Raw genomic sequence first — 25,139 nt, forward strand, 5'->3', positions numbered from 1 at the left:
CGCTTCGCACTCGAACGGGGGCAAGCCCCCTCGCCACAGGGATCAGATTCAGTCGAGGTCGCCCATGATCCTGCCGGCGAACCCGAACACCCGGCGATGCCCGGCCAGGTCCACCAGCTCGACCTCGCGGCTCTGCCCCGGTTCGAAGCGCACGGCGGTGCCGGCCGGGATGTTCAGGCGCATGCCACGGCTGGCGGCACGGTCGAACGTCAGGGCGTCGTTGGTTTCGAAAAAGTGGTAGTGCGAACCGACCTGAATCGGCCGGTCACCGCTGTTGGCCACGGTCAGGCTCAGGGTGCGACGGCCAGCGTTGAGCTCGATGTCGCCTTGCTTGATCTGATATTCGCCAGGAATCATTCGGGTTGTCCCAGAGTCTTGTAGTAGATGGCGGTCGGGGTGTAGCGACCGTCCGGGCTTTGGCAGTAGTTGGGCAACTCGCCGACACGGGTGTAGCCCAGGGACTGATAGAACGCTTCGGCCGCTGAGCCGGCTTCGGTGTCGAGGTACAGCAGGCCACGTTTGTGCTGGCGCGCAGCAAGCTCCACAGCATTCATCAGTTGTTGCGCCAGGCCGCGTCGCCGCGTGTCATGGCGCACCTGCAGCTTTTGCACTTCGGCGCGATTGCGGCCGTTGGCTTTCTGGCACAGGGCCAGTTGCACGCTGGCCAGGACCTTTTCATCGTGAACCACTACCCACAGCAACAGACTGCCGTCCTCGAGCCCGGCCTGGACACTGTTGATGTAGGCGCGGGCCTGGGCATCATCAAGGTCGGCCATGAAGCCGATCGAGGCGCCGTGCTGCACGGCGTCAAACAGCAAATCGATCAAGCCCTGACGGTAGTGCGCAAAGCTTTCGGTGTTCACGCGTCGCAGTTGGGCAGTGTTCATGACATATCACTCCTTGTTGGCGACGGGCGGCTCCTCGCCCGGATTGAGGATCAGCTGCATGAAGGTCAGGTCGAGCCAACGGCCGAACTTGGTACCGACTTGCGGCATGTGCCCGGTGGTGATGAAACCGACCCGTTCGTGCAGGCGAATCGAGGCGGCGTTAGCGCTTTCGATGGCGGCGACCATCACGTGTTTATTGCAGTCCCTGGCGCGTTCGATCAGTACGTCCATCAGCTGTGGGCCGAGGCCATTGCCGCGCTGATCGCTGCGCACGTACACCGAATGTTCGACGGTATGGCGGAAACCGTCGAACGGCCGCCAGTCGCCGAATGAGGCATAACCGAGCACGCTGTTGTCGGCGTCGACAATCACCAGCACAGGGTAGCCCTGGGATTGCCGGGTGCTGAACCAGGCCTGGCGGTTAGCGAGGTCGACGGCCTGTTCGTTCCAGATCGCGGTCGTATTGAGGACAGCGTCGTTGTAGATGTCGCGGATCGCCGGCAGGTCGGCGTATACGGCATCACGAATGTGATAAGTCATGGCGCAGCCTCAGACGATGGGTTGGTGGACGGTGACCAGTTTGGTGCCGTCGGGAAAGGTCGCCTCGACCTGGATCTCCGGGATCATTTCCGGGATGCCTTCCATCACTTGCTCGCGGTTCAGCAGGGTGGTGCCGTAGTGCATCAGTTCGGCGACCGTCTGGCCGTCACGCGCGCCTTCGAGCAGCGCCGCGGAGATGTAGGCCATCGCTTCCGGGTAATTGAGTTTCACGCCACGGGCCAAACGCCGCTCGGCGACCAGGCCGGCGGTGAAGATCAGCAGCTTGTCTTTTTCGCGTGGGGTCAGGTCCATCGTTAAAAATCCGTATTGGGCAGTTAAAAATTCACTCGATCTGTAGGAGCAAGGCTTGCCCGCGATGAACGATTACGCGGTCTTCCAGTCGAACCGCGCGGCCCCCATCGCGGGCAAGCCTTGCTCCTACAGGTATGTGTGTTCAGGTGCTCCATATTCTTGGCGGCACAGCCTTACGGCCGAGCAGGGCCGGGCGCAGCAACTTCCACAAATCAATCAGCCAGCCTCGCGCCAACAGCGCTTCACTGGCCAGGCAACGGGCGACTAACAGCCCCGGCAGTTGCGTCAGATCCCCGCGCACGTCATTGGGCAGCGAGCGACAGGTCTCCAGTAAATCGCTATCGATTTCACCCGTCACCAGCAACGTCGCAAACACCGGCTGGCCATCCAGCCCTATCGGCGAATCAAGCAAGCCGTCATTCCCGACAATGCGCTGGCGTTCGTGCCAGAGCAACTGGCCGTCGCGGCGGATTTCCAGCTTTGACTGAAAGTGCCCGAGCTCGAAACGTTCGCCGCTGGCGGGGCGACCCAGCGCCACCACGTCCCAATAGAACAGCCGGGCGTCACCTTGCAGTTCAATCGAAGTGCTGAGCTCAGCTTGAGCGGCGCTGAACACGATGGTTTCCTGCGGCAGCCACTCCAGCGTGGCACCGGCGGCGACGTTCAAGTCGAGCCGTTGATAGGCTGGCCCGGCGGCGCGATACCACTTGGCGGCACCGGGGCTGGTCAACTGCGCCCAGGCGTCGGCACCGACGCAGGCCGTGATGTCCAGCCGATCACCACCGGCAATGCCGCCGGGCGGGTGGACGATGATGTGCTGGCACACCTCGGGGCCTTCGGCGTACAGGTGTTTTTGCACCCGCAGCGGGCCTTTGTGGCGACGCAGGACCGGGCGCGTGCTGTCGCCGAAGCGGGCGTAGCCGAGCTCCAGCTCGGCGTGCCAACTGGGCGTGAACAGTGCGTTTTGCGCAAGAGCAGTCATATATTTTTAATTATCGTCAGGACGCTACAGACTAGATCGTAACCAGTCCGCGCACACCCTCGGCTTCCATATTTTCTCCGCGGCCTTGCTGGACGATCTCGCCCCGGGACATCACCAGGTACTGATCGGCCAGCTCGGCGGCGAAGTCGTAGAACTGCTCGACCAGCAGGATCGCCATGTCACCTCGTGCGGCGAGCTTTTTGATCACCGCGCCAATCTCCTTGATCACCGACGGTTGAATGCCTTCGGTAGGTTCGTCGAGGATCAGCAAGCGTGGCCGACTGGCCAGTGCGCGACCGATGGCCAATTGTTGTTGCTGGCCGCCCGACAAGTCGCCACCGCGGCGTTGCTTCATTTGCAGCAAGACCGGGAACAGCTCATAGATGAAGGCCGGGACTTCCCTGGCCTCGGAACCCGGGAAGCGCGACAGGCCCATCAGCAGGTTTTCTTCCACGGTCAGCCGCCCGAAAATCTCCCGGCCTTGCGGCACGTAAGCGATGCCGGCATGAACCCGTTGATGCGGCTTGAACGAGGTGATCGGTTTACCTTCCCAATTCACCGCGCCTTCCTTGGCTGGCAACAGACCCATCAGGCATTTGAGCAGGGTCGTCTTGCCGACACCGTTGCGTCCGAGCAGGCAGGTGACTTCACCGACTTTCACCTCAAAGCTCAGGCCCCGCAGGATGTGGCTACCGCCGTAGTACTGGTGCAGCTTGTCGACGTGCAACATGTTCAAATTCCTTGTGGTTCACACCGTCCCCTGTAGGAGCAAGGCTTGCCCGCGATCGGCTGCGAAGCAGTCGTAGAATCTCAGATCGTATTGAAGGTCCTGCGGACCTTATCGCGGGCAAGCCTTGCTCCTACAAGGACAAATTACCTACCGAGATACACCTCGATCACCCGCTCGTTGTCCTGCACCTGTGCAAGCGACCCTTCGGCCAGCACGCTGCCCTGGTGCAGCACCGTGACGTGGTCGGCAATCGAGCCGACGAAGCCCATGTCGTGCTCCACCACCATCAGCGAATGCTTGCCGGCCAGGCTTTTGAACAGCTCGGCGGTGAATTCGGTTTCGGCGTCGGTCATGCCCGCCACCGGTTCATCGAGCAACAGCAGTTGCGGGTCCTGCATCAGCAACATGCCGATCTCCAGAAATTGCTTCTGCCCGTGCGACAGCAGGCCGGCCGGGCGATTGACCGAGGTGGTCAGGCGAATGGTTTCGAGCACCTCGCAGATGCGATCTTTTTGTTCACCACTCAGACGAGCCCGTAGGCTGGCCCATACCGACTTGTCGGTTTTCTGCGCCAGTTCTAGGTTTTCAAACACGCTCAAGGCTTCGAACACTGTCGGCTTCTGGAACTTGCGGCCGATCCCGGCCTGGGCGATCTGCACTTCGCTCATCCGTGTCAGGTCCAGGGTTTCACCAAACCAGGCGTTGCCGTGACTGGGCCGGGTCTTGCCGGTGATCACGTCCATCAGCGTGGTTTTGCCAGCGCCGTTGGGGCCGATGATGCAGCGCAATTCGCCGACACCGATGTACAGATTCAGCGCGTTGAGTGCCTTGAAACCATCGAAACTGACGCTGATGTCTTCAAGTGTGAGGATGGTGCCGTGGAGGGTGTTCAGGCCTTTTTCGACACGTTGCCCCAGACCGATGGCGTCGCGGCTGCTGCCGGCGTCCTTGTTGGGCTCCGGTGGAAAAAAGACCGGTTCAAGCATGAATTCTGCTGTCGCAGTGATTCTCATTGGTCACCTCTTTTTTTCAGCAAACCGATCACGCCTTTGGGCAGGTACAAGGTCACGACGATGAACAGCGCGCCGAGGAAAAACAGCCAATATTCGGGAAAGGCCACGGTGAACCAGCTCTTCATGCCATTGACTACACCCGCGCCGAGCAGCGGCCCGATCAACGTGCCGCGCCCGCCGAGTGCGACCCACACGGCGGCTTCGATGGAGTTGGTCGGCGACATTTCGCTGGGGTTGATGATTCCGACTTGCGGCACGTACAGCGCACCGGCCAGACCGCACAACACAGCGCTCAAGACCCAGACAAACAGCTTGAAACCGCGAGGGTCGTAGCCGCAGAACATCAGGCGGTTTTCCGCATCACGCAGGGCTGTCAGTACCCGGCCGAACTTGCTTTGTGCCAGGCGCCAACCGATGAACAGACTGGCCACCAACAGCAGCACCGTGGCGACGAACAGCACCGCGCGCGTGCCCGGCTCAGTGATGCCGAAGCCGAGGATCGTGCAGAAATTGGTGAAGCCGTTATTGCCGCCAAACCCGGTCTCGTTGCGAAAAAACAGCAGCATCCCGGCGAAGGTCAGGGCCTGGGTCATGATCGAGAAGTACACGCCCTTGATCCGCGAACGGAAGGCGAAGAAGCCGAACACCAGCGCCAGCAAACCCGGCGCCAGCACCACCAGGCACATGGCCCAGATAAAGCTGCTGGTACCGGTCCAGTACCACGGCAGTTCGGTCCACGAGAGGAAGGTCATGAATGCCGGCAGGCCATCGCCCGATGCCTGGCGCATCAGGTACATGCCCATGGCATAGCCGCCGAGGGCGAAGAACAGGCCATGACCCAGGGACAGCAAACCGGCGTAACCCCAGACCAGATCCAGCGCCAGGGCGACGATGGCGTAGCAAAGGATCTTGCCCGCCAGCGTCAGTGTGTAGGCCGAGACGTGAAATGCACTGTCGGCAGGCAGCAATGACAGCAGCGGCAGCGCCAGCAACAGCGCGAGAATCACCGCGCCCACTGCGATCGTGACTTTGGGGCCGGCCTTTTGCGTGGCCGTGAGCATCAGGGGCTGGTTCATCAGTCGATTACCCGTCCTTTGAGTGCGAAGAGTCCTTGCGGGCGTTTCTGAATGAACAGAATGATCAGCGCGAGGATCAGGATCTTGCCGAGTACGGCGCCGATTTGTGGTTCAAGAATCTTGTTGGCGATCCCCAGGCCGAACGCAGCGAGCACGCTGCCAGCCAGTTGGCCAACGCCGCCGAGCACCACCACCAGGAACGAGTCGATGATGTAGCTCTGGCCGAGGTCCGGGCCGACGTTGCCGACCTGACTCAGGGCCACGCCGCCAAGCCCGGCGATGCCCGAACCGAGGCCGAAGGCGAGCATGTCGACACGCCCGGTGGGTACGCCGCAGCAGGCGGCCATGTTGCGGTTCTGGGTGACTGCGCGCACGTTCAGACCGAGGCGGGTCTTGTTCAGCAGCAGCCACGTCAGCACCACCACAAACAGCGCGAACGCGATGATCACGATGCGGTTGTATGGCAGCACCAGATTAGGCAGTACCTGAATCCCGCCCGAGAGCCAGGCCGGGTTCGCCACTTCGACGTTCTGCGCACCGAACAACAAACGCACCAGTTGTATCAACATCAGGCTGATGCCCCAGGTGGCGAGCAGGGTTTCCAGCGGTCGGCCGTAAAGGTGGCGAATCACCGTGCGCTCCAGCGCCATACCGATGCCGGCGGTGACAAAAAATGCCACCGGCAAAGCGATCAGCGGATAGAACTCGATGGCTTGCGGGGCGAAGCGCTGGAACAGCAACTGCACCACGTACGTGGAGTAAGCCCCGAGCATCAGCATCTCGCCGTGGGCCATGTTGATCACCCCAAGCAGGCCGAAAGTGATCGCCAGACCGAGGGCCGCCAGCAGCAGAATCGAGCCCAGCGACATGCCACTGAAGGCCTGGCCGAGGAGCTCTCCGATCAGCAGTTTGCGTTTGACTTGCGCCAGGCTGGTTTCGGCAGCTGTGTGCACCGTAGCGTCGGCTTCGACGCCGGGTTGGAGCAAACCTTCGAGGCGGGTACGGGCCAGCGGATCGCCGGTTTCCCCCAGCAGGCGCACTGCGGCGAGGCGCACGGCCGGGTCGGCGTCCACCAGTTGCAGATTGGCCAGCGCCAGGCTCAGGGCGGCGTGAACGCTCGGGTCTTTTTCGCCAGCCAGTTGCTGGTCGAGGAATTTCAGTTGCGCTGGTTTCGCGCTTTTTTGCAGTTGTTGTGCGGCGCTCAAACGCACTTTGGTGTCAGCGGCGAGCAGTTGATGACTGGCTAGCGCGGTGTCGATCAAGCCCCGCAGACGATTGTTCAGGCGCAGGATCCTGACTTCGCCGTCGACGCTCAGTTGCCCTTGTTGCAGGGCGTTGATCAGTTCGATGCGGGCCGGGTCGGGTTGTGCGGCCCAGGTTTCCAACAGCTTGGCTTGCTGCACCGGATTGGCCGCAACAAAGTCTTCGGCGTCCCCGGCATGGGCGACCATTGGCAATAGTACAAAAGCAATAGCGAGAAACAGGCGATAAAGGGACATGGCTACGTCCTGAAAGGCGACGGCTGACCCCGTAGGAGCAAAGCTTGCTCGCGATGGCGGTGTGTCTGACGAACCGCCATCGCGAGCAAGCTTCGCTCCTGCAGGGTTTTGTAGGAGGCTTGTTCCTGCTGCTTAGTTGCTCTTCACCGCATACTCCGGCTTCTTGTCGTTACCCGGTATGAACGGGCTCCACGGCTGGGCGCGGATCGGCCCCTCGGTCTGCCAGACCACGTTGAACTGACCGTCGGCCTGGATCTCGCCGATCATCACCGGCTTGTGCAGGTGGTGGTTGGTCTTGTCCATGCTCAGGGTGTAGCCCGACGGCGCGGCGAAGGTCTGGCCGGCCAACGCTTCACGGACCTTGTCGACATCGGTGGACTTGGCTTTTTCGGCGGCCTGCGCCCACATGTGGATGCCGACGTAGGTGGCTTCCATCGGGTCGTTGGTCACCGCTTTGTCGGCGCCCGGCAGGTTGTGTTTCTTGGCATAGGCTTTCCAGTCGGCGACGAACTTCTGGTTCACCGGGTTTTCCACCGACTCGAAGTAGTTCCACGCCGCGAGGTTGCCTACCAGCGGTTTGGTGTCGATGCCGCGCAGTTCTTCTTCGCCCACCGAGAAGGCCACGACCGGAACGTCGGTGGCTTTCAGGCCCTGGTTGGCCAGCTCCTTATAGAACGGCACGTTGGAGTCGCCGTTGACCGTGGAGATGACCGCGGTCTTGCCGCCCGCCGAGAATTTTTTGATGTTGGCGACGATGGTTTGATAGTCGCTGTGGCCGAATGGCGTGTAGACCTCTTCGATGTCTTTGTCTGCCACGCCTTTGGAGTGCAGGAACGAGCGCAGGATCTTGTTGGTGGTGCGCGGGTAGACGTAGTCGGTGCCGAGCAGGAAGTAGCGCTTGGCGCTGCCGCCTTCTTCGCTCATCAGGTATTCCACCGCCGGTATCGCCTGTTGGTTCGGCGCGGCGCCGGTGTAGAAGACGTTCGGCGACATCTCTTCACCCTCGTACTGCACCGGGTAGAACAGCAGGCCGTTGAGCTCTTCGAACACCGGCAATACCGATTTACGCGACACTGAGGTCCAGCAGCCGAACACCACCGCGACCTTGTCCTGGGTCAGCAACTGCCGGCCCTTTTCCGCGAACAACGGCCAGTTCGAGGCCGGATCGACCACCACCGGTTCGAGCATCTTGCCGTTGACCCCGCCCTTGGCATTGATTTCATCGATGGTCATCAGCGCCATGTCTTTGAGCGAGGTTTCGGAGATCGCCATGGTTCCGGACAACGAATGCAGAATCCCGACCTTTATGGTCTCGGCGGCCTGGACAGTCCAGGTCATGCCCATCGCGGCAATGCTTGCCGAGAGTGTGAAAGCCTTGATCAAACTGCGACGCTTCATTGTGCGATCTCCATGAACTTATGAGTTTTCTTGGTTGGCAGATGCGGACTACTGAAGGGTCTTTAGCAAGGGCTGTGCCTGGTCGGAGAAAGGCAGGAAAATGTCGTGTTAGAGCGGTTACGCGGTTTGCTGGCGCACCATGAAGGAACGTGTCTGACATGCTGGTGCGTTGTGATGCGCCACCTTGGAGCAAGAGCCGAGCGCCGACCCTGTGGCGAGGGAGCTTGCTCCCGCTCGGCTGCGAAGCAGTCGCAAGTCCGGCGCATGCGTTGTATCAGATGGAGTGCAGTCGCAGGTTTCAGGGCCGCTTCGCAGCCCAGCGGGAGCAAGCTCCCTCGCCACAATTGATCGTGCCAGTGCGGGATCAGCGGCGGCGCATCAGGCCGATGAAGAACAGGCCACCGATGGCTGCGGTGGCGACGCCGATTGGTAAATCTTCCGGGGCGATCAACATGCGTGCCGCGACATCGACCCACACCAGAAACACACTTCCCAATAGCACGCACACCGGCAGCAGCCTGCGGTGTTCCGCCCCGACCAGACGCCGGGCAATGTGCGGCACCATCAGCCCGACAAAACCAATGGAGCCGCTGATCGAGACCAGTACCCCGGTCATCAGCGACGCAATCACAAACACCCGTAAACGCACGGTGCGAGCATTCAGACCGAGTGTGACAGCGGTTTGCTCGCCAGCCATCAAGGCATTCAGCGGCCGGGCCATGCCCAGCAGCAAAACCAGCCCGAGCAGCACGCTGGCCGCCGGCACTGCCAGCAACTCCCAGCGCGCCAGCCCGAGGCCGCCAAGCATCCAGAACATCACCGCAGAACTCGCGCGGTGATCGCCAAGGAACAGCAGCAGGTTGGCGACTGCCATCATCACGAATGACACCGCCACCCCGCACAGCAGCAGCCGATCGCTGTCCAGCCGACCGTTGCGGTTGGCGATTATCAGCACGACCAGCATGCTCAGCAATGCACCGATAAACGCGGCGATCGGCAAGGTCAGCAGGCCGACGATCTCGCCCACATGCAGCACCACGATTACCGCGCCAAGGGTCGCGCCGGAGGTCACGCCGAGCAAATGCGGGTCGGCCAACGGATTGCGCGTGACGGCTTGCAGCACCGCGCCGATCAGCGCCAGCCCGGCGCCCACCAACGCGCCGAGCAACATGCGCGGTACGCGAATCAGCCAGACGATGTGCTCTTGCCCGGCGCTCCAGTTCACCTCGCCAATCCCGAATGCCTGATGCAGCAGAATCCGCCAGACCACGTCCACCGGCACTCGTGCCGAGCCAAAGCCCAGCGACACCACACAAGACACCAGCAACAGCGCGCCGAGGGCAACCAGCAACAAGGCATAACGACGATTGATCATTCGCCGTGGAAACCCTTGGCCAGGGTTTCAACCGCCAGCACGTTGTCGATCCCCGGTGTGGCTTGCACGTAAGGGATGACGATGAAGCGCTGGTTCTTGATCGCATCCACCGATTGCAGGGCCTTGTTGTTCAGCAGGAATTGTTCCTTTTGCTCGGCGCTGACTTCGCCGTAGTCGACGATCACGATCACCTGCGGGTTGCGCTCAACCACGTTTTCCCAGTTGACCCGGGTCCAGCTCGCGTCGACATCGTCGAGAATGTTGCGCCCGCCGGCGGCGTCGATCAGCGCTTGCGGCATCCCCAGGCGGCCCGAGGTCATGGCCCGGTCTTCGCCGCTGTCGTAAAGGAACACCCGCGGTTTTTCACTCGGCAGGTTTTTGCGAACCTCCGCCACTTGCGCCTGCATGTCGCTGATCAAGCGGTTGGCGCGATCCTGTACGTCGAAGATCTTGCCGAGGTTGCGCAGGTCGTTGTAAGTGTCATCGAGGCTGGCCGCTGGGCGCTTCATTACGAAGGCGCACGACTCGCTCAGTTCATAGACGTTGATCCCTAGCGGCCCGAGGGTTTGCGGGGTCAGGTCGCCGCCAATGCGCATGCCGTAATCCCAGCCGGCGAAGAAGAAATCGACGTTGGCGTTGAGCAGGGTTTCCACCGATGGGTACTTGGCGGCGAGTTCCGGCAGGCCGTCGAGAATGCTCTGCATCTCGGGGGTCACGGCTTTCCAGCCACTGATCCCGCTGTAGCCGACCATCCGCGGCTTGAGGCCGAGGGCGAGCATCATCTGGGTCATGTTGATGTCGTGACTGAGGGCGTGTTTCGGCGCCTCCTTGAACGTCACTTCACGGTTGCAGCTCTGTATCGTCAACGGGTAGCGGCTCGCTTCGGCGAATGCCTGGGCGCTGCCCAGCAGCAGGGCGATGGACAGGCTGGAGCGGAGCAGGGTGCGCAAGGTCATGTTGGGTTATCCAGGTAATTCGGGGGTAGCCGGACAGCGGGTGTTCATCGATCAACGCTTCGACGCCGAACACTTCGCGCAGCAGCGTGGTGGTCAGCACTTCTTTTGGCGTGCCGCTGGCGACGATGCGTCCGTGGTTGATCACGTACAGCCGATCGCAGAACGCCGCGGCCAGATTGAGGTCGTGGATGCTCGCCAGGGTGCCGATCTGCAAGCGCTTGACCAGTTGCAGCAGTTCGAGCTGATAGCGTGGATCGAGGTGGTTGGTCGGTTCGTCGAGAATCAGCAATTGCGGTTGCTGAGCCAGGGCGCGGGCGAGAATGACGCGTTGTTTTTCGCCGCCCGACAGCGTGGCGAAGGCGTGATCTTCGAAGCCTTTGAGGCCCACCGATTCCAGTGCCTGTTCGGCGATTCGGCGATCTTCCAGCGTGTCGCCATCGAACAGGCCTTTGTGCGGTGTGCGGCCCATGGCAACCACTTCCTCGACGGTCAGGCCGAAGGCATCGGGGAACTCCTGCAACACCACCGCAATGCGTTGCGCACACCAGCGCGACGACTGCTTCCAGACGTTGTGATGGGCCAGATGCACCTCGCCGGACTCCGGTTTGCTGAAGCGGTAGGCGCAGCGCAACAGGCTGGTCTTGCCGCTGCCGTTGGGGCCGATCAAGCCGACGAACTCACCGGCCGCCACGTGCAGGCTGGCCTCACGCAGCTGGAACTGGTGATGACAGTGGCCATGGCCCAGCGGTGTCCAGGCGAGATGGGTGAGGTTCAGCGAGGTCATGCCATTCCTTTCGATGGTTCCCTGTGGCGAGGGAGCTTGCTCCCGCTCGACCGCGAAGCAGGCGCCATGGCTTGTTTCACGATCAAATGGAGGTGCCGATTTTGATTTAAGGGCCGCTACGCGACCCAGCGGGAGCAAGCTCCCTCGCCACAACAGTCCTAGAGCCGCAACTGTGCGTTGGCCGGGCATTCTACAGCGCCAGTCGCTGCACGCATCTCGCTGTATTCAGGATGAAGATGAGGCCGATTCAGGCTGGCGGTTCAAGCGCGACAAGAGCACGCGGTCGAGCAGCCACACCACGATCAGCGAAGCGCCCACCAACGGGAATATCACCGCCAATGCGAGGATGATCACCACCCCGGTTTTCCAGGTCGGCAGGTCATGACGCAACGGTGGAACACCGAGCTTGCCTTGTGGGTGGCGCTTCCACCAGATCACTACACCGCTGACGGCGCTGAGCAGGATCATCAGGCAGATCAGCAACACGACGATCTGGTTGAACGGCCCGAACAGTTTGCCTTCGTGCAGCATCACGCCCATTTCCGTGGCGCGGGCGACGTTGCCGTAATGCTGCCAGCGCACGTCGGCCAGCACTTCACCGCTGTACTGGTCGACATGCAGGGTGGCGTCGTTGCGCGGGTCGTCGGCGAATACGGCGATGGTGAACACGCCGCTGGCGGTGGTCGGGAAGGTGATGCTGTAACCCGGCTCGACCTGGCGTTGAACGGCGATGTCCTGCACGTCTTGCAGACTGATAGTCGGCGCCGCCGGGGCGCTGCTGTCGCCGTTGTGCGCCATGTGTTCGGCGTGGTCACCGGACATCGGCATCGGCGTGTTTTCCATGGCCCAAGGCACGGTCTGGCGCGTTGCGGTGTTGAGGCTGCGGGCCTCTTGGTCGGACTTGGGCACGTTGTTCCACATGGCTGCCGGGAAGCGGTTCCAGACTTCAGCGTATTGCTTGCCCCAGAAACCGGTCCAGGTCATGCCGCTGAGCAGCATCACCAGCAAAAACGCCGCGCCCCAGAACCCGGTCACGGCGTGCAGGTCACGCCAGAGCACACGTCCGCGACTGCTGAATCGCGGCCACACGATCCCCGCACCGGTTCGCCCGCGTGGCCACCACAGGAACACCCCGGAAACCACCAGCACCACGCCCCAGCCAGCCGCGAGTTCGACCAGCCGATCACCGACGGTGCCGATCATCAACTCGCCGTGAATCGCCCGGGCGATGGCTTGCAGGTTTTTCTTCGCGTCCTGCTCGCCGAGGATATCGGCGTGATACGGATCGATGAAGACGTTGAGCTCGCCGCCGGCATTTTTAACGACAAACTGCGCACTGCGCTCGGCATTGACCGGTGGCAGGTACTGCTTGATCTGGCCCTGTGGATAAGCCTCTTTGACACGGCGCAGCAACTCGTCGGCACTGACGGTGTGATGGCCGCCCGGCACATTGAGCAGGCTGCCGTACATCAGTGGGTCGAGTTGCGGTTTGAACAGGTAAACGATGCCGGTCAAGGCCAGCATCACCATGAACGGCGCAACGAACAGCCCGGCATAAAAATGCCAGCGCCAGGCCAGGTTGTAGAAATTCGGTTTGGGTTGGTTCATCAGGTGCTCCGCTTGGCGTGGATCTTTGTTGTTTGTTTGCGGTCGCTGCGCAACCGATCGCGGGCGAGCCTTGCTCCTACGGGGATATGTCGATCACGAATGTTATGAACGACACAAATCTGTAGGAGCAAGGCTTGCCCGCGATGCCTTTAGAAGCTCATATCGACCTTGGTCCAGAACGTCCGCCCTGGTTCGTTGATCGCTTGCGGGTCATTGGCCGGGTAGCCGAACCCGGCGTTGCCGGCCAGGTTCAAGTGCTCGGCGTAGGCCTTGCCAAACAGGTTGTCGACGCCGGTACTGACCTTCCAGTGCTTGTCGATCCGGTAGGCGCCGTTGAGCGAGAACACACCGAAACCCGGGCTCTTGTCGTAATCCTTGCCGACCACGTTGCCCTTGTTCTGCTCGATGCGGTTTTGCGCCGCAACCACTCGCCACAAGGCGCCGGCGCTCCAGTTGTCTTCGCTGTAGGTCAGGCCGAAACGCGCATCCAGCGGCGGCATTTGCGGCAGTGCTGTGTCGTGGGTGGTGTCTTTGCCCCAGGCGTAGGCCAGGGTCGCATCGGCTTTCCAATGGGAGGTGAGGTTGTAGGCTGCGCCGAGTTCACCGCCCATGATGCGCGCGTTGATGTTTTCGGCCCGAGAGGTCATGCCCATCATGCCGGGGGTGTAATCGAACAGGATGTAGTCGTGTACTTCGCCGACGTAACCCGAGGCCCAGGCTTCGAGGTCCTGGGTTTTGTATTGCAGGCCGAAGTCGAGCTGGGTGGTTTTCTCGGGCTTGATCGAATCGAAGGCGTTGAGCGAACCGGCAGGGCCGGATTTTGGCGAGAACAGCTCCCAGTAATCCGGGAAACGTTCGGCGTGGCCGAGGCCGGCATAGAGCGTGGTCGGGCTGTCCGCCAGATCATGCTCATAGCGCACGAAACCACTCGGCAAGGTATCGGCACGGCTCTTGTCGACGGTCGGGTTGGGTCGGCTCATCATCCCGGAACCGATGGTCTGGCGAAAATCCTTGGCCGAGGCACGGTCCAGTCGTGCCCCGCTGATCAGGCGATCACGGTCGGCCGCGTACCAGGTCAGCTCACTGAAAGCGCCGTAGTTATGGAAGTCCGCATCTTTGTTACGCGGCACGTCTTTGTAGGTGTCGATGCCCATGGCGGCGCGCTGACGGTGTTCGTTGGTTTGCGCATCGATGCCGCTGATCAACTGCACATCGGCCCAGCGCCAGGTGGCCTTGATCCGTGCACCGAGGGTGCGGCGGTCGACGTTGGAGGCCATTGGGCCGGCCATCATCCCGGTACCAGACGGCGTGCGCAGGGTGTAGTTGTCCATCACATGGTCGGCGTAGTTGTAGTAGACCTGCGCTTCGACTTTATCCAGTACTTCGCCAAGGTTCGACTTCTCGAAACGCAGGCCCAGGCTTTCGCGCTTGAACTGCGAACCGTCCATACCACGGCCGGCCGAACGTGCCTCGCCGTCGCCCTTGCCGGCGGTCAACTCCAGCAGCGTGTCGGCATCCGGCGTCCAGCCCAGGGCGACATCGCCGTTCCATTTGTCGTAGCGCGACGGCACGGTGTCGTTGTTGCCGTCACGGTAATCGTCGGCGTGCGCGGTGTTGCCGATCACCCGAATGTAGCCCAATGGACCACCGGCAGCGGCGTCGACGAGCTTGTCGAAACGCCCGTTGGAGCCGGCCAGCAGGCTGGCGTTAACCCTCGTGCCCAGCTCGCCGAAGCTTTCCGGCTCGCGGTCGAACAGGATGGTGCCGGCAGAGGCGCCAGGTCCCCAAAGTACGGTTTGCGGGCCTTTGATCACGGTCAGCTTGTCGTAGGTTTCCGGCGAAATGTAGGAGGTCGGGGCGTCCATCCTGCCAGGGCAGGCACCGAGGATCATGCCGCCGTTGGTGAGAATGTTCAGCCTTGAGCCGAACATGCCGCGCAGCACCGGATCGCCGTTGGTGCCGCCGTTGCGAACCAGCGCGAAGCCGGGAATGGTCTTCAGGTAATCGCCGCCATCGCTGGCCGGCACCGGTTGGCGCGGGTCCTTGGGGTTGGTGACGATGGTCAGCGGCGAACTTGGGGCGATCGCGGTAATGACCGTTGGGCTCAGCTCTTCAGTGTGCTGGCTGTGGTCAACCGGTTGCTCGGCCGCGCTGGCCAACGGGGAAAGCAGGGCGCCGCACAGAATGGCAGTGGCCTGCTTGAAACGGGCGCGTGGCGCGTTCAGGGCGAAAAATGCCTGAGCAGCGCTCAAGCGTGTGTCAGCAGAAAACCTGGACATAAAGGTTCCATCAATCAGTCGTCAACAACACGGCCAGCAGCCTGCGGCTGTCGTTCTCTACAGTCGGCCGTATGAGTAGGGAGGGGTGTTTACGCGACGATGGGTGGGGCGCGGGTGCGGGCGCCGGGGAATACGGTTTGCCGGGCATGGCCCAGGCGGGGGGAGGGGCTGATGAAACTGTGGGCGGAAGGTGTGTCGAAGGCAGCGAACGACAGGCTGCCGGGCAGCGCGGGGCAGTTGAAGAGCAGGCTGCAATAGCCGCACTTTTCCCAGAGCGCGTGGTGATCGGGTTTTGGTGCGCAGTGTTCGGCAGCCGCTTGCGCGTTTTGCTCGGCGTGGGCGTTCGCCGACATGTCCATGCTCATGTCCATCGACACGTTCATAGGCATCGGCATGCGTTGATCCATCGGCATCGACTGAGAAATCAGTGGGCCGATAAAGATCATCAACATGGCGAACAGGCTGATCCAGCTACCGCGCGCAACCTTCAACAAGGTGCGGCGCGGCACTGACCGCCTGACGCTGAGCGAGCGCCGTGCGTTCACAGGTTTTTCAGGCTGTGATTACTGGGCGTGCATGTGCGCTTCGGAGCCGGCGGGCGGTTGTTTCTGTACGGCGACCTCGACGGTCACATCGCCGGACTTTTCGAAATGCAGGGTCAGCGGGAAGCGTTTGCCGTCGCGGAGCAGGCTGCGGTCTTTGAGCTCCAGCAGCATCACGTGATAAGCCATCGGTGCGAACGTGATGTCATCGCCAGCCGGAATCTCGACGCTCGGCACTTGCTGCATTTTCATCAAATCACCTTGCATCACGTGCTCGTGCAGTTCGGCAATGCCTGCGATCGGCGAAGCAACGCTGAGCAGGCGGTCGGCGGTTTTGCCATTGTTGTGAATCACGAAATAGGCAGCAACCGTTGGCGCGTTGGGCGGTAGCTCTTGCGACCAAGGGTGGGCGATTTCCAGTTCGCCGGCTTTGTATTCATGGGCATTGGCAAAGCACGCAGGCAACAACAAGGCGGCCAGAACGATGAGTTTCTTCAACATGGCAGTTCTCCAGAACGATTAGACACGCAGATCAATTGCGAGGGTAATCAGACCAGAGGAGAGGCTCGGGGATTGAGGCTTGGCCATTGCTGGCGTGGCGTGGGGATGTCGAGGGTCGGCGCCGGTCGGCTTCGATTGGCCTCGAAACGCGCGAAATACAGCTGTGGAACATGGCCCGGCAACGCCATCAGAGGCGCCGAACCCGAGCAGCACCAGCAATGCTGCATATTTGAATGATCGTCGTTTGAAGGGGCTTTTTGTTCAAGTTTGCCCAGAGAAATCGCCACCATTTTCGTCCCGCTGGACGAGCAGAAACTGCCCCACAACAACTGCTCGGCCGGCGACTGACTGGCACCTTGCGCCATCGCGCCGGACATCGGCATGGCGAGCATATTGAACAGCACTGCGAAGCAGGCGATCCAGGCAAATGCTAGCCGTTGTCGGGACATGGGTCATATCCGGTTGGGTGGGTGATCAAGCCGGGTATTTAGCCTGATCGGGGGCGATAAGTAAAAAACCGCCGTGCGGTGTGGTGTCGCAGCGCCTTGATCAACAAGTGCAAAATGCGGTGAGCGAGTTCCGGCTCACCGTTTCGAAAGAGTGTAGCGGCTTCGTTTTGTAATGCCCGGGCGAATTCCGGGTCTCGGTTGATTCGAGCAATGATTGTATGAAAGACGTTTCGGCTGCAGGCCATAATCGACACTTGATCAGTTGCGTGTCTGTCTGCGGAAGTCGCGGGTGGAAGGTTTTGAGCTCGGCTTATATCTGACAGGGCTTCGCGGAAAAGCTCGCCATCGCCGCTATCTTCTTCAATGCAGGCTTGAAGATAGGCGGCAATTTCTCCAGAGCTTTGAATAAAGTCTACGGGATCGAAACGGGTAAATGTGATTGCCATTTTCATTCTCGGCGCGGTTTATGCCGAGAACCATAAGCTTGAGCAGGGAAATGAAACAGTCGGCTCGTTCCTGAGATGTTGTCCGTAAAGTCGTACAGCTTTATCCGAGTGTACTCAGTGCATTTAACACCTCAGCCACACTCCCAAACTCCCGCTCAACCCCCGGCAACTCTGGCCGCTTGAGGATCAACACCGGCACCCCGCGTTCGCGGGCCACTTCAAGTTTGGGTTCGGTGGCGCTGCTGCCGCTGTTTTTGCTGATCAGCACATCGATTTGCCGGCGTTCGAACAGCGCGCGTTCGTCTTCGATGAAAAATGGTCCGCGTGCGCCGATCACTTCGCAGCGCTCGTTGCCGGGATAAACCTCCAGCGCGCGCAAGGTCCAGAACTGCTCGGGCGGGATTTCATCCAGGTGCTGCAGCGGCTCGCGGCCCAAGGTAAACAATGGGCACTTGAACGGTTTCAACGCTTCGATCAGTTCGGCCCAGTCGCTGACTTCGCGCCAGTCATCCCCGGCCTGCGCTTGCCATGCCGGACGGCGTAGCGCCCAGCACGGGATGCCGCTTTGTTGTGCAGCGGTGGCGGCGTTCCGGCTGATTTGCGCGGCGTAGGGATGGGTGGCGTCGAGCAACAGGTCAATGCCTTGATCCTTGATGAATTGCGTCAAGCCTTCAGCGCCGCCATAGCCGCCGACTCGTACCTGGCAGTTCAGGTCGGTCGGCACCCGACCCACGCCCGCCAGGCTGTAGATATGTTGCGGGCCGAGTGTTCGGGCAATTGCCAGGGCTTCAGTGACACCGCCGAGCAGCAACAGACGTTTCATTGGAAAGCTCCGGCATGACCAACGATGCCACCTTGGCGATCGATGGCAAACACTTCGATCTGAACCTGCCTGGGCACTACGCTACGGGCGAAATCCAGCGCGTGCTGGCACACCGCATCGCCAAGGGCGATACCGGCGGCGCTGGCCATCGCCAGCGCTTGCTGGCTGGTGTTGGCCTCGCGGATGCCTTGCTGCAATGCTGCGTCAGCGCCAACGTCCGCGGCCCATTCGGCCAGTTGCGGCAGGTCGATGCTGGAATGGCGACTGTGTAAATCCATATGCCCGGCGGCGAGTTTGCTGATCTTGCCGAAGCCGCCGCAAATGCTCAGTTTATCCACAGGCACTTTGCGCAGATGTTTGAGCACTGCACCGACGAAGTCGCCCATTTCGATCAGGGCGATTTCCGGCAGGTCGTAGACCCGGCGCATGGTGTCTTCGCTGGCGTTGCCGGTGCAGGCGGCGATGTGCAGGTAACCGTTGGTTTTGGCGACATCGATGCCCTGGTGGATCGAGGCGATGTACGCCGCGCAGGAAAACGGTCGAACGATGCCGCTGGTGCCGAGGATCGACAACCCGCCAAGAATACCCAATCGCGGGTTCATGGTTTTCAGCGCCAGGGCCTCGCCGTTCTCGACATTGACCGTCACCTCAAAACCGCCGCCGTAGCTGAATTCTTGCGCGAGCAGTAGCAGATGGTCGGAGATCATCTTGCGTGGCACCGGATTGATCGCAGGTTCGCCGACACTCAGTATCAGCCCCGGGCGAGTGACAGTGCCGACGCCTTTGCCGGCGCAGAAACGAATACCGGGTTCGGCAACCAAGCGCACCTGGCTGTAGAGCAATGCACCGTGGGTCACGTCCGGGTCATCGCCGGCATCCTTGATCGTTCCGGCTTCGGCACCGTCGGCAGTCAGTCGACAAAACTCCAGGCGCATCTGCACCTGTTTGCCTTTGGGCAGCACAATCTCCACAGCATCGCTGCTCACCGCGCCGAGCAACAGGCGCGCGGCGGCGAGGCTGGTGGCGGTGGCGCAGCTGCCAGTGGTCAGGCCACTGCGCAGGGGCGCGGGTTGTTCGGCGGTTTCGTCACGCATCGAAGGGTTTAACCACGTCCAGCAAGGTGATCGGCAACGCCTGGCGCCAGGTGTCGAACTCTCCCAGCGGCTGCGCCTGAGCGATATGAATCCGTGTCAGCTCGCCACCGTGTTGTTCGCGCCAGGCCATCAAGGTCATTTCGCTTTGCAGGGTGACCGCGTTGGCGACCAGCCGACCGCCGGGTTTGAGCTGCGCCCAACAGGTGTCGAGCACACCGTCACGGGTCACGCCGCCACCGATGAAGATAGCGTCAGGTCGCTCAAGACCGGTCAACGCCTGCGGCGCGCTGCCACGAGTCAGTTGCAGACCGGGCACGCCGAGGGCATCGCGGTTGTGTTCGATCAGTTGCTGGCGGCCAGCATCGGCCTCGATGGCCAGCGTGCGGCAACTCGGGTGTGCACGCATCCACTCGATGCCGATCGAGCCGCTGCCGGCGCCGACGTCCCACAACAGTTCACCGGGCACCGGCGCGAGACGGGCGAGGGTGATGGCGCGGACATCGCGTTTGGTCAGTTGGCCGTCGTGCTTGAAGGCTGCATCCGGCAAACCAGCCAGGCGCGACAAACGCGGCGCATCAGGGGCGGCGAGGCACTCGATGGCAATCAGGTTGAGGTCGGCGACGACCGGGTCGGTCCAGTCGCTGGCGATGCCGTCGACGCGTCGTTCGCTCGCGCCGCCCAGGTGTTCCAGGACGGTCATCCGGCTCGGCCCGAAACCGCGTTCACGCAGCAGCGCGGCAATCGCGGCGGGGCTGTGCCGGTCGTTGCTCAACACCAGTAAACGAACGCCGCTGAACAGTTGAGCGTTCAGCGCTGCGATTGGCCGGGCAACCACCGACAGCGCGACCACTTCTTGCAACGGCCAGCCCATCCGGGCCGCAGCGAGAGAGCAGGAGGACGGCGCGGGCAGGATCAGCATTTCATCGCTCGGCACTTGCCGTGCCAGGCTGGCGCCTGCGCCGAACAGCATCGGATCGCCACTGGCCAGCACACAGACCGGCTCACCGCGTTGCGCCAGTACTGGCTCAAGGGAAAACGGACTCGGCCAGGGCTGGCGCTCACCACGGACGTAAACCGGCAGCAGATCCAGTTGCCGTTGGCCACCGAAAATCCGCGAAGCACCCAGCAGCGCGCGCCGAGCGTTCTTGCCCAGGCCGTTGAAGCCGTCTTCACCGATTCCCACTACTGTCAGCCAAGGGGCCATTTATATTCCTCAAACCGGGTGTTCCGACGGGCAGGCTTTTCATGCCGTCAGACAAAGCAGGCATAATACCGCGCCTTCGCTCGCGAAGTGCTTCTACCTCTTAGCCGGTCGCCCCCTTGAACGAACGTCAGCTGCACACCGCCTTACGCCCCTCGGCCTGTCCGGGGTTGCTGCGTATCGTCCAGGCATCGGACGGCGGCATTTGCCGGATCAAGTTGAATGGCGGGTCGATCAGCTCTGCCCAGGCTATGGCTGTGGCTGAGGCCGCCGAGCGTTATGCCGGTGGAGTGATTGAGGCGACCAACCGCGCCAATCTGCAAATTCGCGGAATTGGTAGTGAGCACCGGCCCTTGATCGACAGCCTGCTGGCCGCCGGATTGGGCCCAAAGACGGCGGCCGGCGATGATGTACGCAACCTGATGCTCAGCCCCGGTGCCGGCATCGATCGGCACATGCTGTTCGATACTCGTCCGCTGGCCGAGCAGATCCTCGCCACCTTGCAAAGCCATGAGCGTTTCCATCAGCTGTCGGCCAAGTTTGCCGTGCAACTGGATGGCGGCGAGGCGCTGGCGATGCTCGAACATCCGCATGACCTCTGGTTGAGCGCGGTTGAACGCAATGGCGAGCAATGGCTGGCGTTTGGCCTGGCGGGTTGTCCCACGGATACACCGGCAGGGGCGGTGTTGCGCAATGACGGTCACACCTTGGTGGTGGCGGTGTTGGAGCTGTTTCTCGATCTGGCGCGGCCGGATCAGACCCGCATGCGGCAGGTGCTGGCCGAGCGTTCGCTGGCGTCGGTAGTGCAGGCCTTGGCCGAGCGTGTGCCGTTGACCCCGATCAGTGACTGGCAGCGTCCCGAGTCGCGCCCAGGGTTGCACATCGGTACTTATCCACAGCGCCAGGAAGACTTGGTCTATGTCGGCGCTGTCCCGCCTCTGGGGCGGCTGGATGCTTCGATGCTCAAAGGCGCGGCGTCTCTGGCCGAGGCGTTTGGGGATGGCAGCCTGCGGGTGACCCCTTGGCAAAGCCTGCTGCTGCCGAACATTCGCCCGCAGGATGCCCCGGCGCTCAGTGAGGGAATGCAGGCCCTGGGTTTTCTGGTGAGTGCCGATCAAGCTTTGGCCCATCTGGTGGCCTGCACTGGATCGGCCGGGTGCGGCAAAGGTCTGGCAGATACAAAGGGTGATGCCCTGCAATTGTCCACACAGCTGCAAAGTCGTGGCGACCGAGTTCACGTTCACCTGTCCGGCTGCCCGCGTTCCTGCGCCGCCGCGCACATCGCGCCGGTCACCTTGCTGGCAGTCAGCCCCGGTCATTACGACCTCTATTTTCGCAATGCAGGGCAGCCGGGTTTCGGCGCCCTGCAAGCACGCAACCTCACTATTGAAGCGGCCGGCGCAGCGCTTGATGCCCGCCCACGGAGCCCACTTGATGCTTGATTACATCCGCGACGGTCAGGAGATCTATCGCAACTCCTTCGCGATCATTCGCGCCGAGGCCAACCTCGCCCGGATTCCGGCCGATCTGGAAAAACTCGCGGTGCGGGTGATTCACGCCTGCGGCATGGTCGATGCGATCGACGGTCTGCAATTCTCCGAAGGCGCGGGCAAGGCCGGGCGCGATGCGCTGGCCGCCGGTGCAGCGATACTGTGTGATGCGCGGATGGTCTCCGAAGGCGTGACCCGGGCGCGGTTGCCGGCGAACAATCCGGTGATTTGCACCTTGCGTGACGAGAGCGTTCCGGAGCTGGCCCGCGAACTCGGCAACACCCGTTCGGCAGCGGCTCTGGAGCTGTGGCGTCCGCATCTGGAAGGCAGCGTGGTGGTAATTGGCAACGCCCCGACCGCGTTGTTCTACTTGCTGGAAATGCTCGATGCCGGCGCGCCAAAACCGGCGTTGATTCTCGGCTTCCCGGTGGGCTTCGTCGGTGCCGCCGAGTCCAAGGCAATGCTTGCGGCTGACAGCCGTGGCGTGCCGTTTGTGATCATGCAAGGTCGGTTGGGCGGCAGCGCCATGGCCGCCGCAGCGGTCAATGCCCTCGCCACGGAGATTGAATGATGCAGCAACCTGGACGTTTGATCGGCCTTGGCGTGGGGCCTGGTGATCCGGAACTGATTACGGTCAAGGCCTTGCGCCTGTTGCGCGAGTCGCCGGTGGTGGCGTACTTCGTCGCCAAGGGCAAAAAAGGCAATGCGTTCGGCATCATCGAAGCGCATTTGCAGGACGCGCAGACGCTGCTGCCGCTGGTTTACCCGGTGACCACCGAGACCTTGGCGCCGCCGCTGTCCTATGAGCAAGTGATCAGCGATTTCTATGATGCAGCCGGCGAACAGCTCGCCGCGCACCTGGATGCCGGGCGTGACGTGGCGGTGATCTGCGAAGGCGATCCGTTCTTCTACGGCTCCTATATGTATTTGCATGATCGTCTGGCCGAACGTTACGAGGCTGAAGTGGTGCCGGGCGTCTGCTCGATGCTTGGCGGTGCTTCGGTGCTGGGCGCGCCGCTGGTGTATCGCAATCAAAGCCTGTCGGTGTTGTCCGGGGTGCTACCGCACGAAGAACTCAAGCGTCGTTTGGCCGATGCCGACGCGGCTGTGGTGATGAAGTTGGGGCGCAACTTTCCGAAGGTGCGTCAGGTGCTGGAAGAACTCGGTCTGGCAGAGCGTGCGTTGTACGTTGAGCGCGCCACCATGGCCAATCAGAAAATCGTGCCGCTGGATCAGGTCGAGCCGATGTCCTCGCCGTATTTTTCGTTGATCATCGTTCCCGGCGAAAGGTGGCAAGGCTGATGACTCGTTCAGTTCCGGCGATTGTCATTCTTGGCAATGGCAGCCTCGCGACCGCACGCAAGATCCAACAGCTATACCCCGGCGCCTTGATCCACGGCCTGGCCGAACGGGTCGACGGCGCGGACCGCGTTTACCACGAGTTCGGTGCGACGCTGCGCCAGCTCTATCAACACGACACACCGATCATTGCTTTGTGTGCCGCCGGTATCGTCATTCGCACGCTGGCGCCATTGCTCCTGGAAAAAGGCGCTGAGCCGCCGGTGCTGGCTGTCGCCGAGGATGGCAGCGCGGTCGTGCCGCTGTTGGGCGGTCTGGGTGGGGTGAATGTGCTGGCCCGCGAGATAGCTGACGGTTTGGGCGTAGCTGCGGCGATCACCACCAGCGGTGAGTTGCGCTTTGGCACTTGCCTGCTCAATCCGCCAAGTGGCTATGCGTTGGGCGATCTGGAACTGGGCAAGCGCTTCGTTTCGGATTTGCTGGCCGGTGAGAGCGTACGTATCGAAGGCGCTGCCCCGTGGCTGGATCAAGCGCAGTTGCCGCAGGATCCGCAAGCGCATCTGGCGATTCATATTGGTAGCGCCGAACGCGCACCTGCGGCCAATGAATTACGGATTTACCCGCAAAACGTTCTGGTCGCGGTGAGCGCCGACGTTGCAGATCTGCCGAATGCGATACGCGATGCCTTGCATCAGGCGGAAATTGCTGTGCAATCGCTGGCATGCCTGTTGGCCAGCGATCAGCAAATGGCCAGCCTGGCACTGCGCGAAGCGGCGCTGGAATTGGGTGTGCCGCTGCGTTTTGCGACGGCTGGTTCTGTGGCTGAACTGGCAGAAAACGCTGTCGGGCAATCGATGTTTATCGATACAAGCAACGGGATCGCCATCGCTGTTGCCGACCGACCGTTGGACCCGTCACTGATCGGTCGTCCTCGCGGCCGCTTGGCCGTGATTGGTCTGGGCCCAGGCGCAGCGGAACTGATGGTACCGGCAGTCAAGGCAGAATTGGCTCGTGCCAATGACGTGCTTGGCTACGAAACCTATGTGCGCATGGCCGGGCCATTCCGCGCCGATCAGGTGCTGCATTGCACCGACAATCGCGAAGAAATGCAGCGTGCTCGCCACGCCTTTGAACTCGCGGTTCAAGGGCGTTCGGTGGTCGTGGTGTCGTCCGGCGATCCGGGGGTGTTCGCCATGGCCGCTGCGGTACTGGAGGCCCTGCACGAATCGAGCGATGCGAGCTGGCACAGCGTCGATCTGGAAATCCTTCCCGGCGTGTCTGCGTCGCTGGCAACCGCCGCGCAGGCCGGTGCACCTCTGGGCCACGACTTCTGCGTGATGTCTTTATCGGACAACCTGAAACCCTGGGCGATCATCGAGAAGCGTCTGGACCTGGCGGCAGAGGCTGACCTGGCTCTGGCCTTCTACAACCCGATCTCGCGTTCGCGTCCGTGGCAATTGGGCCGTGCGCTGGAAATCGTCGCCCGGCATCGCACGCCGGAAACGCCAGTGGTGCTGGGGCGGGATATCGGTCGTCCGGGCCAGACGCTGCGGGTCACGACCCTCGGGCAGTTGACCCCTGATCAGGTTGATATGCGGACCATGGTGCTGATTGGTTCATCCACCACCTGCGTGTTCCCGCGCGCTGAAGGTGGTGAGTGGGTTTATACGCCACGCTGGTATTCAACCAAGCCGGTCTCCTGAATAACGGCGACCTCACGCCGAGGTCGCCTGCGTTTTCACAGTGGTTTTCACAACTAACACCGCTAATAAATAGCGCACTTTTATGTGCTCTGGCTATGGCTTGCTGTTGGAGCTGCATGGAGGTTGGTAACTATTGGAATAAGTTGCTTCTG

25 protein-coding genes and 1 pseudogene are annotated in these 25,139 nt (G+C 61.7%); 4 read left to right on the forward strand and 22 right to left on the reverse strand.

The window, feature by feature from the left end; genetic code table 11:
- Nucleotides 1–48 precede the first annotated feature (48 nt).
- From AO353_RS13500 to AO353_RS13600, 22 genes and pseudogenes are all read right to left on the reverse strand, one after another.
- The gene (locus tag AO353_RS13500; RefSeq protein WP_019693790.1) at nucleotides 49–357 is read right to left on the reverse strand and encodes an urease subunit beta; all 309 of its coding nucleotides are present in this window, start codon (nucleotides 355–357) and stop codon (nucleotides 49–51) included.
- Nucleotides 354–887 (reverse strand): GNAT family N-acetyltransferase, encoded by a 534-nt coding sequence (locus AO353_RS13505; protein ID WP_054595412.1) that lies wholly within the window; start codon nucleotides 885–887, stop codon nucleotides 354–356. Before AO353_RS13505 ends, AO353_RS13500 begins: the two co-directional genes overlap by 4 nt.
- A 6-nt stretch (nucleotides 888–893) precedes the next feature.
- Nucleotides 894–1,427 carry a GNAT family N-acetyltransferase gene (locus tag AO353_RS13510; protein ID WP_054595413.1) on the reverse strand — a complete coding sequence of 178 codons (534 nt, stop codon included), beginning with the start codon at nucleotides 1,425–1,427 and terminating at the stop codon, nucleotides 894–896.
- A gap of 9 nt (nucleotides 1,428–1,436) precedes the next feature.
- The gene (gene ureA / locus AO353_RS13515; protein ID WP_019693787.1) at nucleotides 1,437–1,739 is read right to left on the reverse strand and encodes an urease subunit gamma; all 303 of its coding nucleotides are present in this window, start codon (nucleotides 1,737–1,739) and stop codon (nucleotides 1,437–1,439) included.
- Between the two features lie 142 nt (nucleotides 1,740–1,881).
- Entirely contained in the window at nucleotides 1,882–2,721 is an 840-nt protein-coding gene (locus AO353_RS13520) for an urease accessory protein UreD (protein ID WP_054595414.1), read from the reverse strand.
- A 31-nt stretch (nucleotides 2,722–2,752) separates the two neighbouring features.
- Nucleotides 2,753–3,451 (reverse strand): urea ABC transporter ATP-binding subunit UrtE, encoded by a 699-nt coding sequence (gene urtE / locus AO353_RS13525; protein WP_054595415.1) that lies wholly within the window; start codon nucleotides 3,449–3,451, stop codon nucleotides 2,753–2,755.
- Nucleotides 3,452–3,594: 143 nt separating this feature from the next.
- The gene (gene urtD / locus AO353_RS13530; protein ID WP_054595416.1) at nucleotides 3,595–4,464 is read right to left on the reverse strand and encodes an urea ABC transporter ATP-binding protein UrtD; all 870 of its coding nucleotides are present in this window, start codon (nucleotides 4,462–4,464) and stop codon (nucleotides 3,595–3,597) included.
- Nucleotides 4,461–5,540 carry an urea ABC transporter permease subunit UrtC gene (urtC, locus tag AO353_RS13535; protein ID WP_054595417.1) on the reverse strand — a complete coding sequence of 360 codons (1,080 nt, stop codon included), beginning with the start codon at nucleotides 5,538–5,540 and terminating at the stop codon, nucleotides 4,461–4,463. The genes urtD and urtC overlap by 4 nt, the downstream gene beginning before the upstream one ends.
- Entirely contained in the window at nucleotides 5,540–7,039 is a 1,500-nt protein-coding gene (gene urtB / locus AO353_RS13540; RefSeq protein ID WP_054595418.1) for an urea ABC transporter permease subunit UrtB, read from the reverse strand. The genes urtC and urtB overlap by 1 nt, the downstream gene beginning before the upstream one ends.
- A 132-nt stretch (nucleotides 7,040–7,171) precedes the next feature.
- Nucleotides 7,172–8,437 carry an urea ABC transporter substrate-binding protein gene (gene urtA, locus AO353_RS13545; protein ID WP_054595419.1) on the reverse strand — a complete coding sequence of 422 codons (1,266 nt, stop codon included), beginning with the start codon at nucleotides 8,435–8,437 and terminating at the stop codon, nucleotides 7,172–7,174.
- Nucleotides 8,438–8,801: 364 nt separating this feature from the next.
- Nucleotides 8,802–9,812 carry a FecCD family ABC transporter permease gene (locus AO353_RS13550; RefSeq protein WP_054595420.1) on the reverse strand — a complete coding sequence of 337 codons (1,011 nt, stop codon included), beginning with the start codon at nucleotides 9,810–9,812 and terminating at the stop codon, nucleotides 8,802–8,804.
- Nucleotides 9,809–10,768, reverse strand: a complete 960-nt coding sequence (locus AO353_RS13555; RefSeq protein WP_054595421.1) for an ABC transporter substrate-binding protein — start codon at nucleotides 10,766–10,768, stop codon at nucleotides 9,809–9,811. Before AO353_RS13555 ends, AO353_RS13550 begins: the two co-directional genes overlap by 4 nt.
- 1 nt (nucleotide 10,769) lies before the next feature.
- Nucleotides 10,770–11,552 (reverse strand): annotated as a pseudogene (locus AO353_RS13560) (ABC transporter ATP-binding protein); the annotation flags it as partial.
- Nucleotides 11,553–11,777: 225 nt separating this feature from the next.
- The gene (locus AO353_RS13565) at nucleotides 11,778–13,160 is read right to left on the reverse strand and encodes a PepSY-associated TM helix domain-containing protein (protein ID WP_054595422.1); all 1,383 of its coding nucleotides are present in this window, start codon (nucleotides 13,158–13,160) and stop codon (nucleotides 11,778–11,780) included.
- Nucleotides 13,161–13,309: 149 nt separating this feature from the next.
- The gene (locus tag AO353_RS13570) at nucleotides 13,310–15,439 is read right to left on the reverse strand and encodes a TonB-dependent copper receptor (protein ID WP_054595423.1); all 2,130 of its coding nucleotides are present in this window, start codon (nucleotides 15,437–15,439) and stop codon (nucleotides 13,310–13,312) included.
- Between the two features lie 89 nt (nucleotides 15,440–15,528).
- A complete protein-coding gene (locus AO353_RS13575; protein ID WP_054595424.1) occupies nucleotides 15,529–15,948 on the reverse strand; it encodes a DUF2946 domain-containing protein in 420 nt (139 codons plus the stop codon).
- Nucleotides 15,949–16,002: 54 nt separating this feature from the next.
- Nucleotides 16,003–16,482, reverse strand: a complete 480-nt coding sequence (locus AO353_RS13580; protein WP_054595425.1) for a copper chaperone PCu(A)C — start codon at nucleotides 16,480–16,482, stop codon at nucleotides 16,003–16,005.
- 47 nt (nucleotides 16,483–16,529) lie between these two features.
- Complete coding sequence (locus AO353_RS13585; protein WP_054595426.1) at nucleotides 16,530–16,931, reverse strand: DUF2946 domain-containing protein; 402 nt, start codon at nucleotides 16,929–16,931, stop codon at nucleotides 16,530–16,532.
- A gap of 38 nt (nucleotides 16,932–16,969) precedes the next feature.
- Entirely contained in the window at nucleotides 16,970–17,377 is a 408-nt protein-coding gene (locus AO353_RS31085; RefSeq protein WP_146016095.1) for a DNA-binding protein, read from the reverse strand.
- A 100-nt stretch (nucleotides 17,378–17,477) separates the two neighbouring features.
- Nucleotides 17,478–18,200 carry a cobalt-precorrin-6A reductase gene (locus AO353_RS13590; RefSeq protein ID WP_054595427.1) on the reverse strand — a complete coding sequence of 241 codons (723 nt, stop codon included), beginning with the start codon at nucleotides 18,198–18,200 and terminating at the stop codon, nucleotides 17,478–17,480.
- Nucleotides 18,197–19,294, reverse strand: a complete 1,098-nt coding sequence (locus AO353_RS13595) for a cobalt-precorrin-5B (C(1))-methyltransferase (RefSeq protein WP_054595428.1) — start codon at nucleotides 19,292–19,294, stop codon at nucleotides 18,197–18,199. Before AO353_RS13595 ends, AO353_RS13590 begins: the two co-directional genes overlap by 4 nt.
- Complete coding sequence (locus tag AO353_RS13600) at nucleotides 19,287–20,498, reverse strand: bifunctional cobalt-precorrin-7 (C(5))-methyltransferase/cobalt-precorrin-6B (C(15))-methyltransferase (RefSeq protein WP_054595429.1); 1,212 nt, start codon at nucleotides 20,496–20,498, stop codon at nucleotides 19,287–19,289. Before AO353_RS13600 ends, AO353_RS13595 begins: the two co-directional genes overlap by 8 nt.
- A gap of 116 nt (nucleotides 20,499–20,614) precedes the next feature.
- Here AO353_RS13600 and cobG point away from each other — a divergent pair, with 116 nt between their 5' ends.
- From cobG to cobJ, 4 genes are read left to right on the forward strand one after another with little or no spacing between them, the layout of a single operon-like run.
- The gene (gene cobG, locus AO353_RS13605) at nucleotides 20,615–21,937 is read left to right on the forward strand and encodes a precorrin-3B synthase (RefSeq protein WP_237142982.1); all 1,323 of its coding nucleotides are present in this window, start codon (nucleotides 20,615–20,617) and stop codon (nucleotides 21,935–21,937) included.
- Nucleotides 21,930–22,556, forward strand: coding sequence for a precorrin-8X methylmutase (locus AO353_RS13610; protein WP_054595430.1), 627 nt, complete (start codon nucleotides 21,930–21,932; stop codon nucleotides 22,554–22,556). Before cobG ends, AO353_RS13610 begins: the two co-directional genes overlap by 8 nt.
- Nucleotides 22,556–23,287, forward strand: coding sequence for a precorrin-2 C(20)-methyltransferase (locus AO353_RS13615; protein WP_054598226.1), 732 nt, complete (start codon nucleotides 22,556–22,558; stop codon nucleotides 23,285–23,287). The genes AO353_RS13610 and AO353_RS13615 overlap by 1 nt, the downstream gene beginning before the upstream one ends.
- Complete coding sequence (gene cobJ, locus AO353_RS13620; protein ID WP_054595431.1) at nucleotides 23,287–24,987, forward strand: precorrin-3B C(17)-methyltransferase; 1,701 nt, start codon at nucleotides 23,287–23,289, stop codon at nucleotides 24,985–24,987. The genes AO353_RS13615 and cobJ overlap by 1 nt, the downstream gene beginning before the upstream one ends.
- Nucleotides 24,988–25,139: the final 152 nt, after the last annotated feature.

It is taken from the genome of Pseudomonas fluorescens (assembly GCF_001307155.1).
GTDB classification, from domain to species: domain Bacteria; phylum Pseudomonadota; class Gammaproteobacteria; order Pseudomonadales; family Pseudomonadaceae; genus Aquipseudomonas; species Aquipseudomonas helvetica.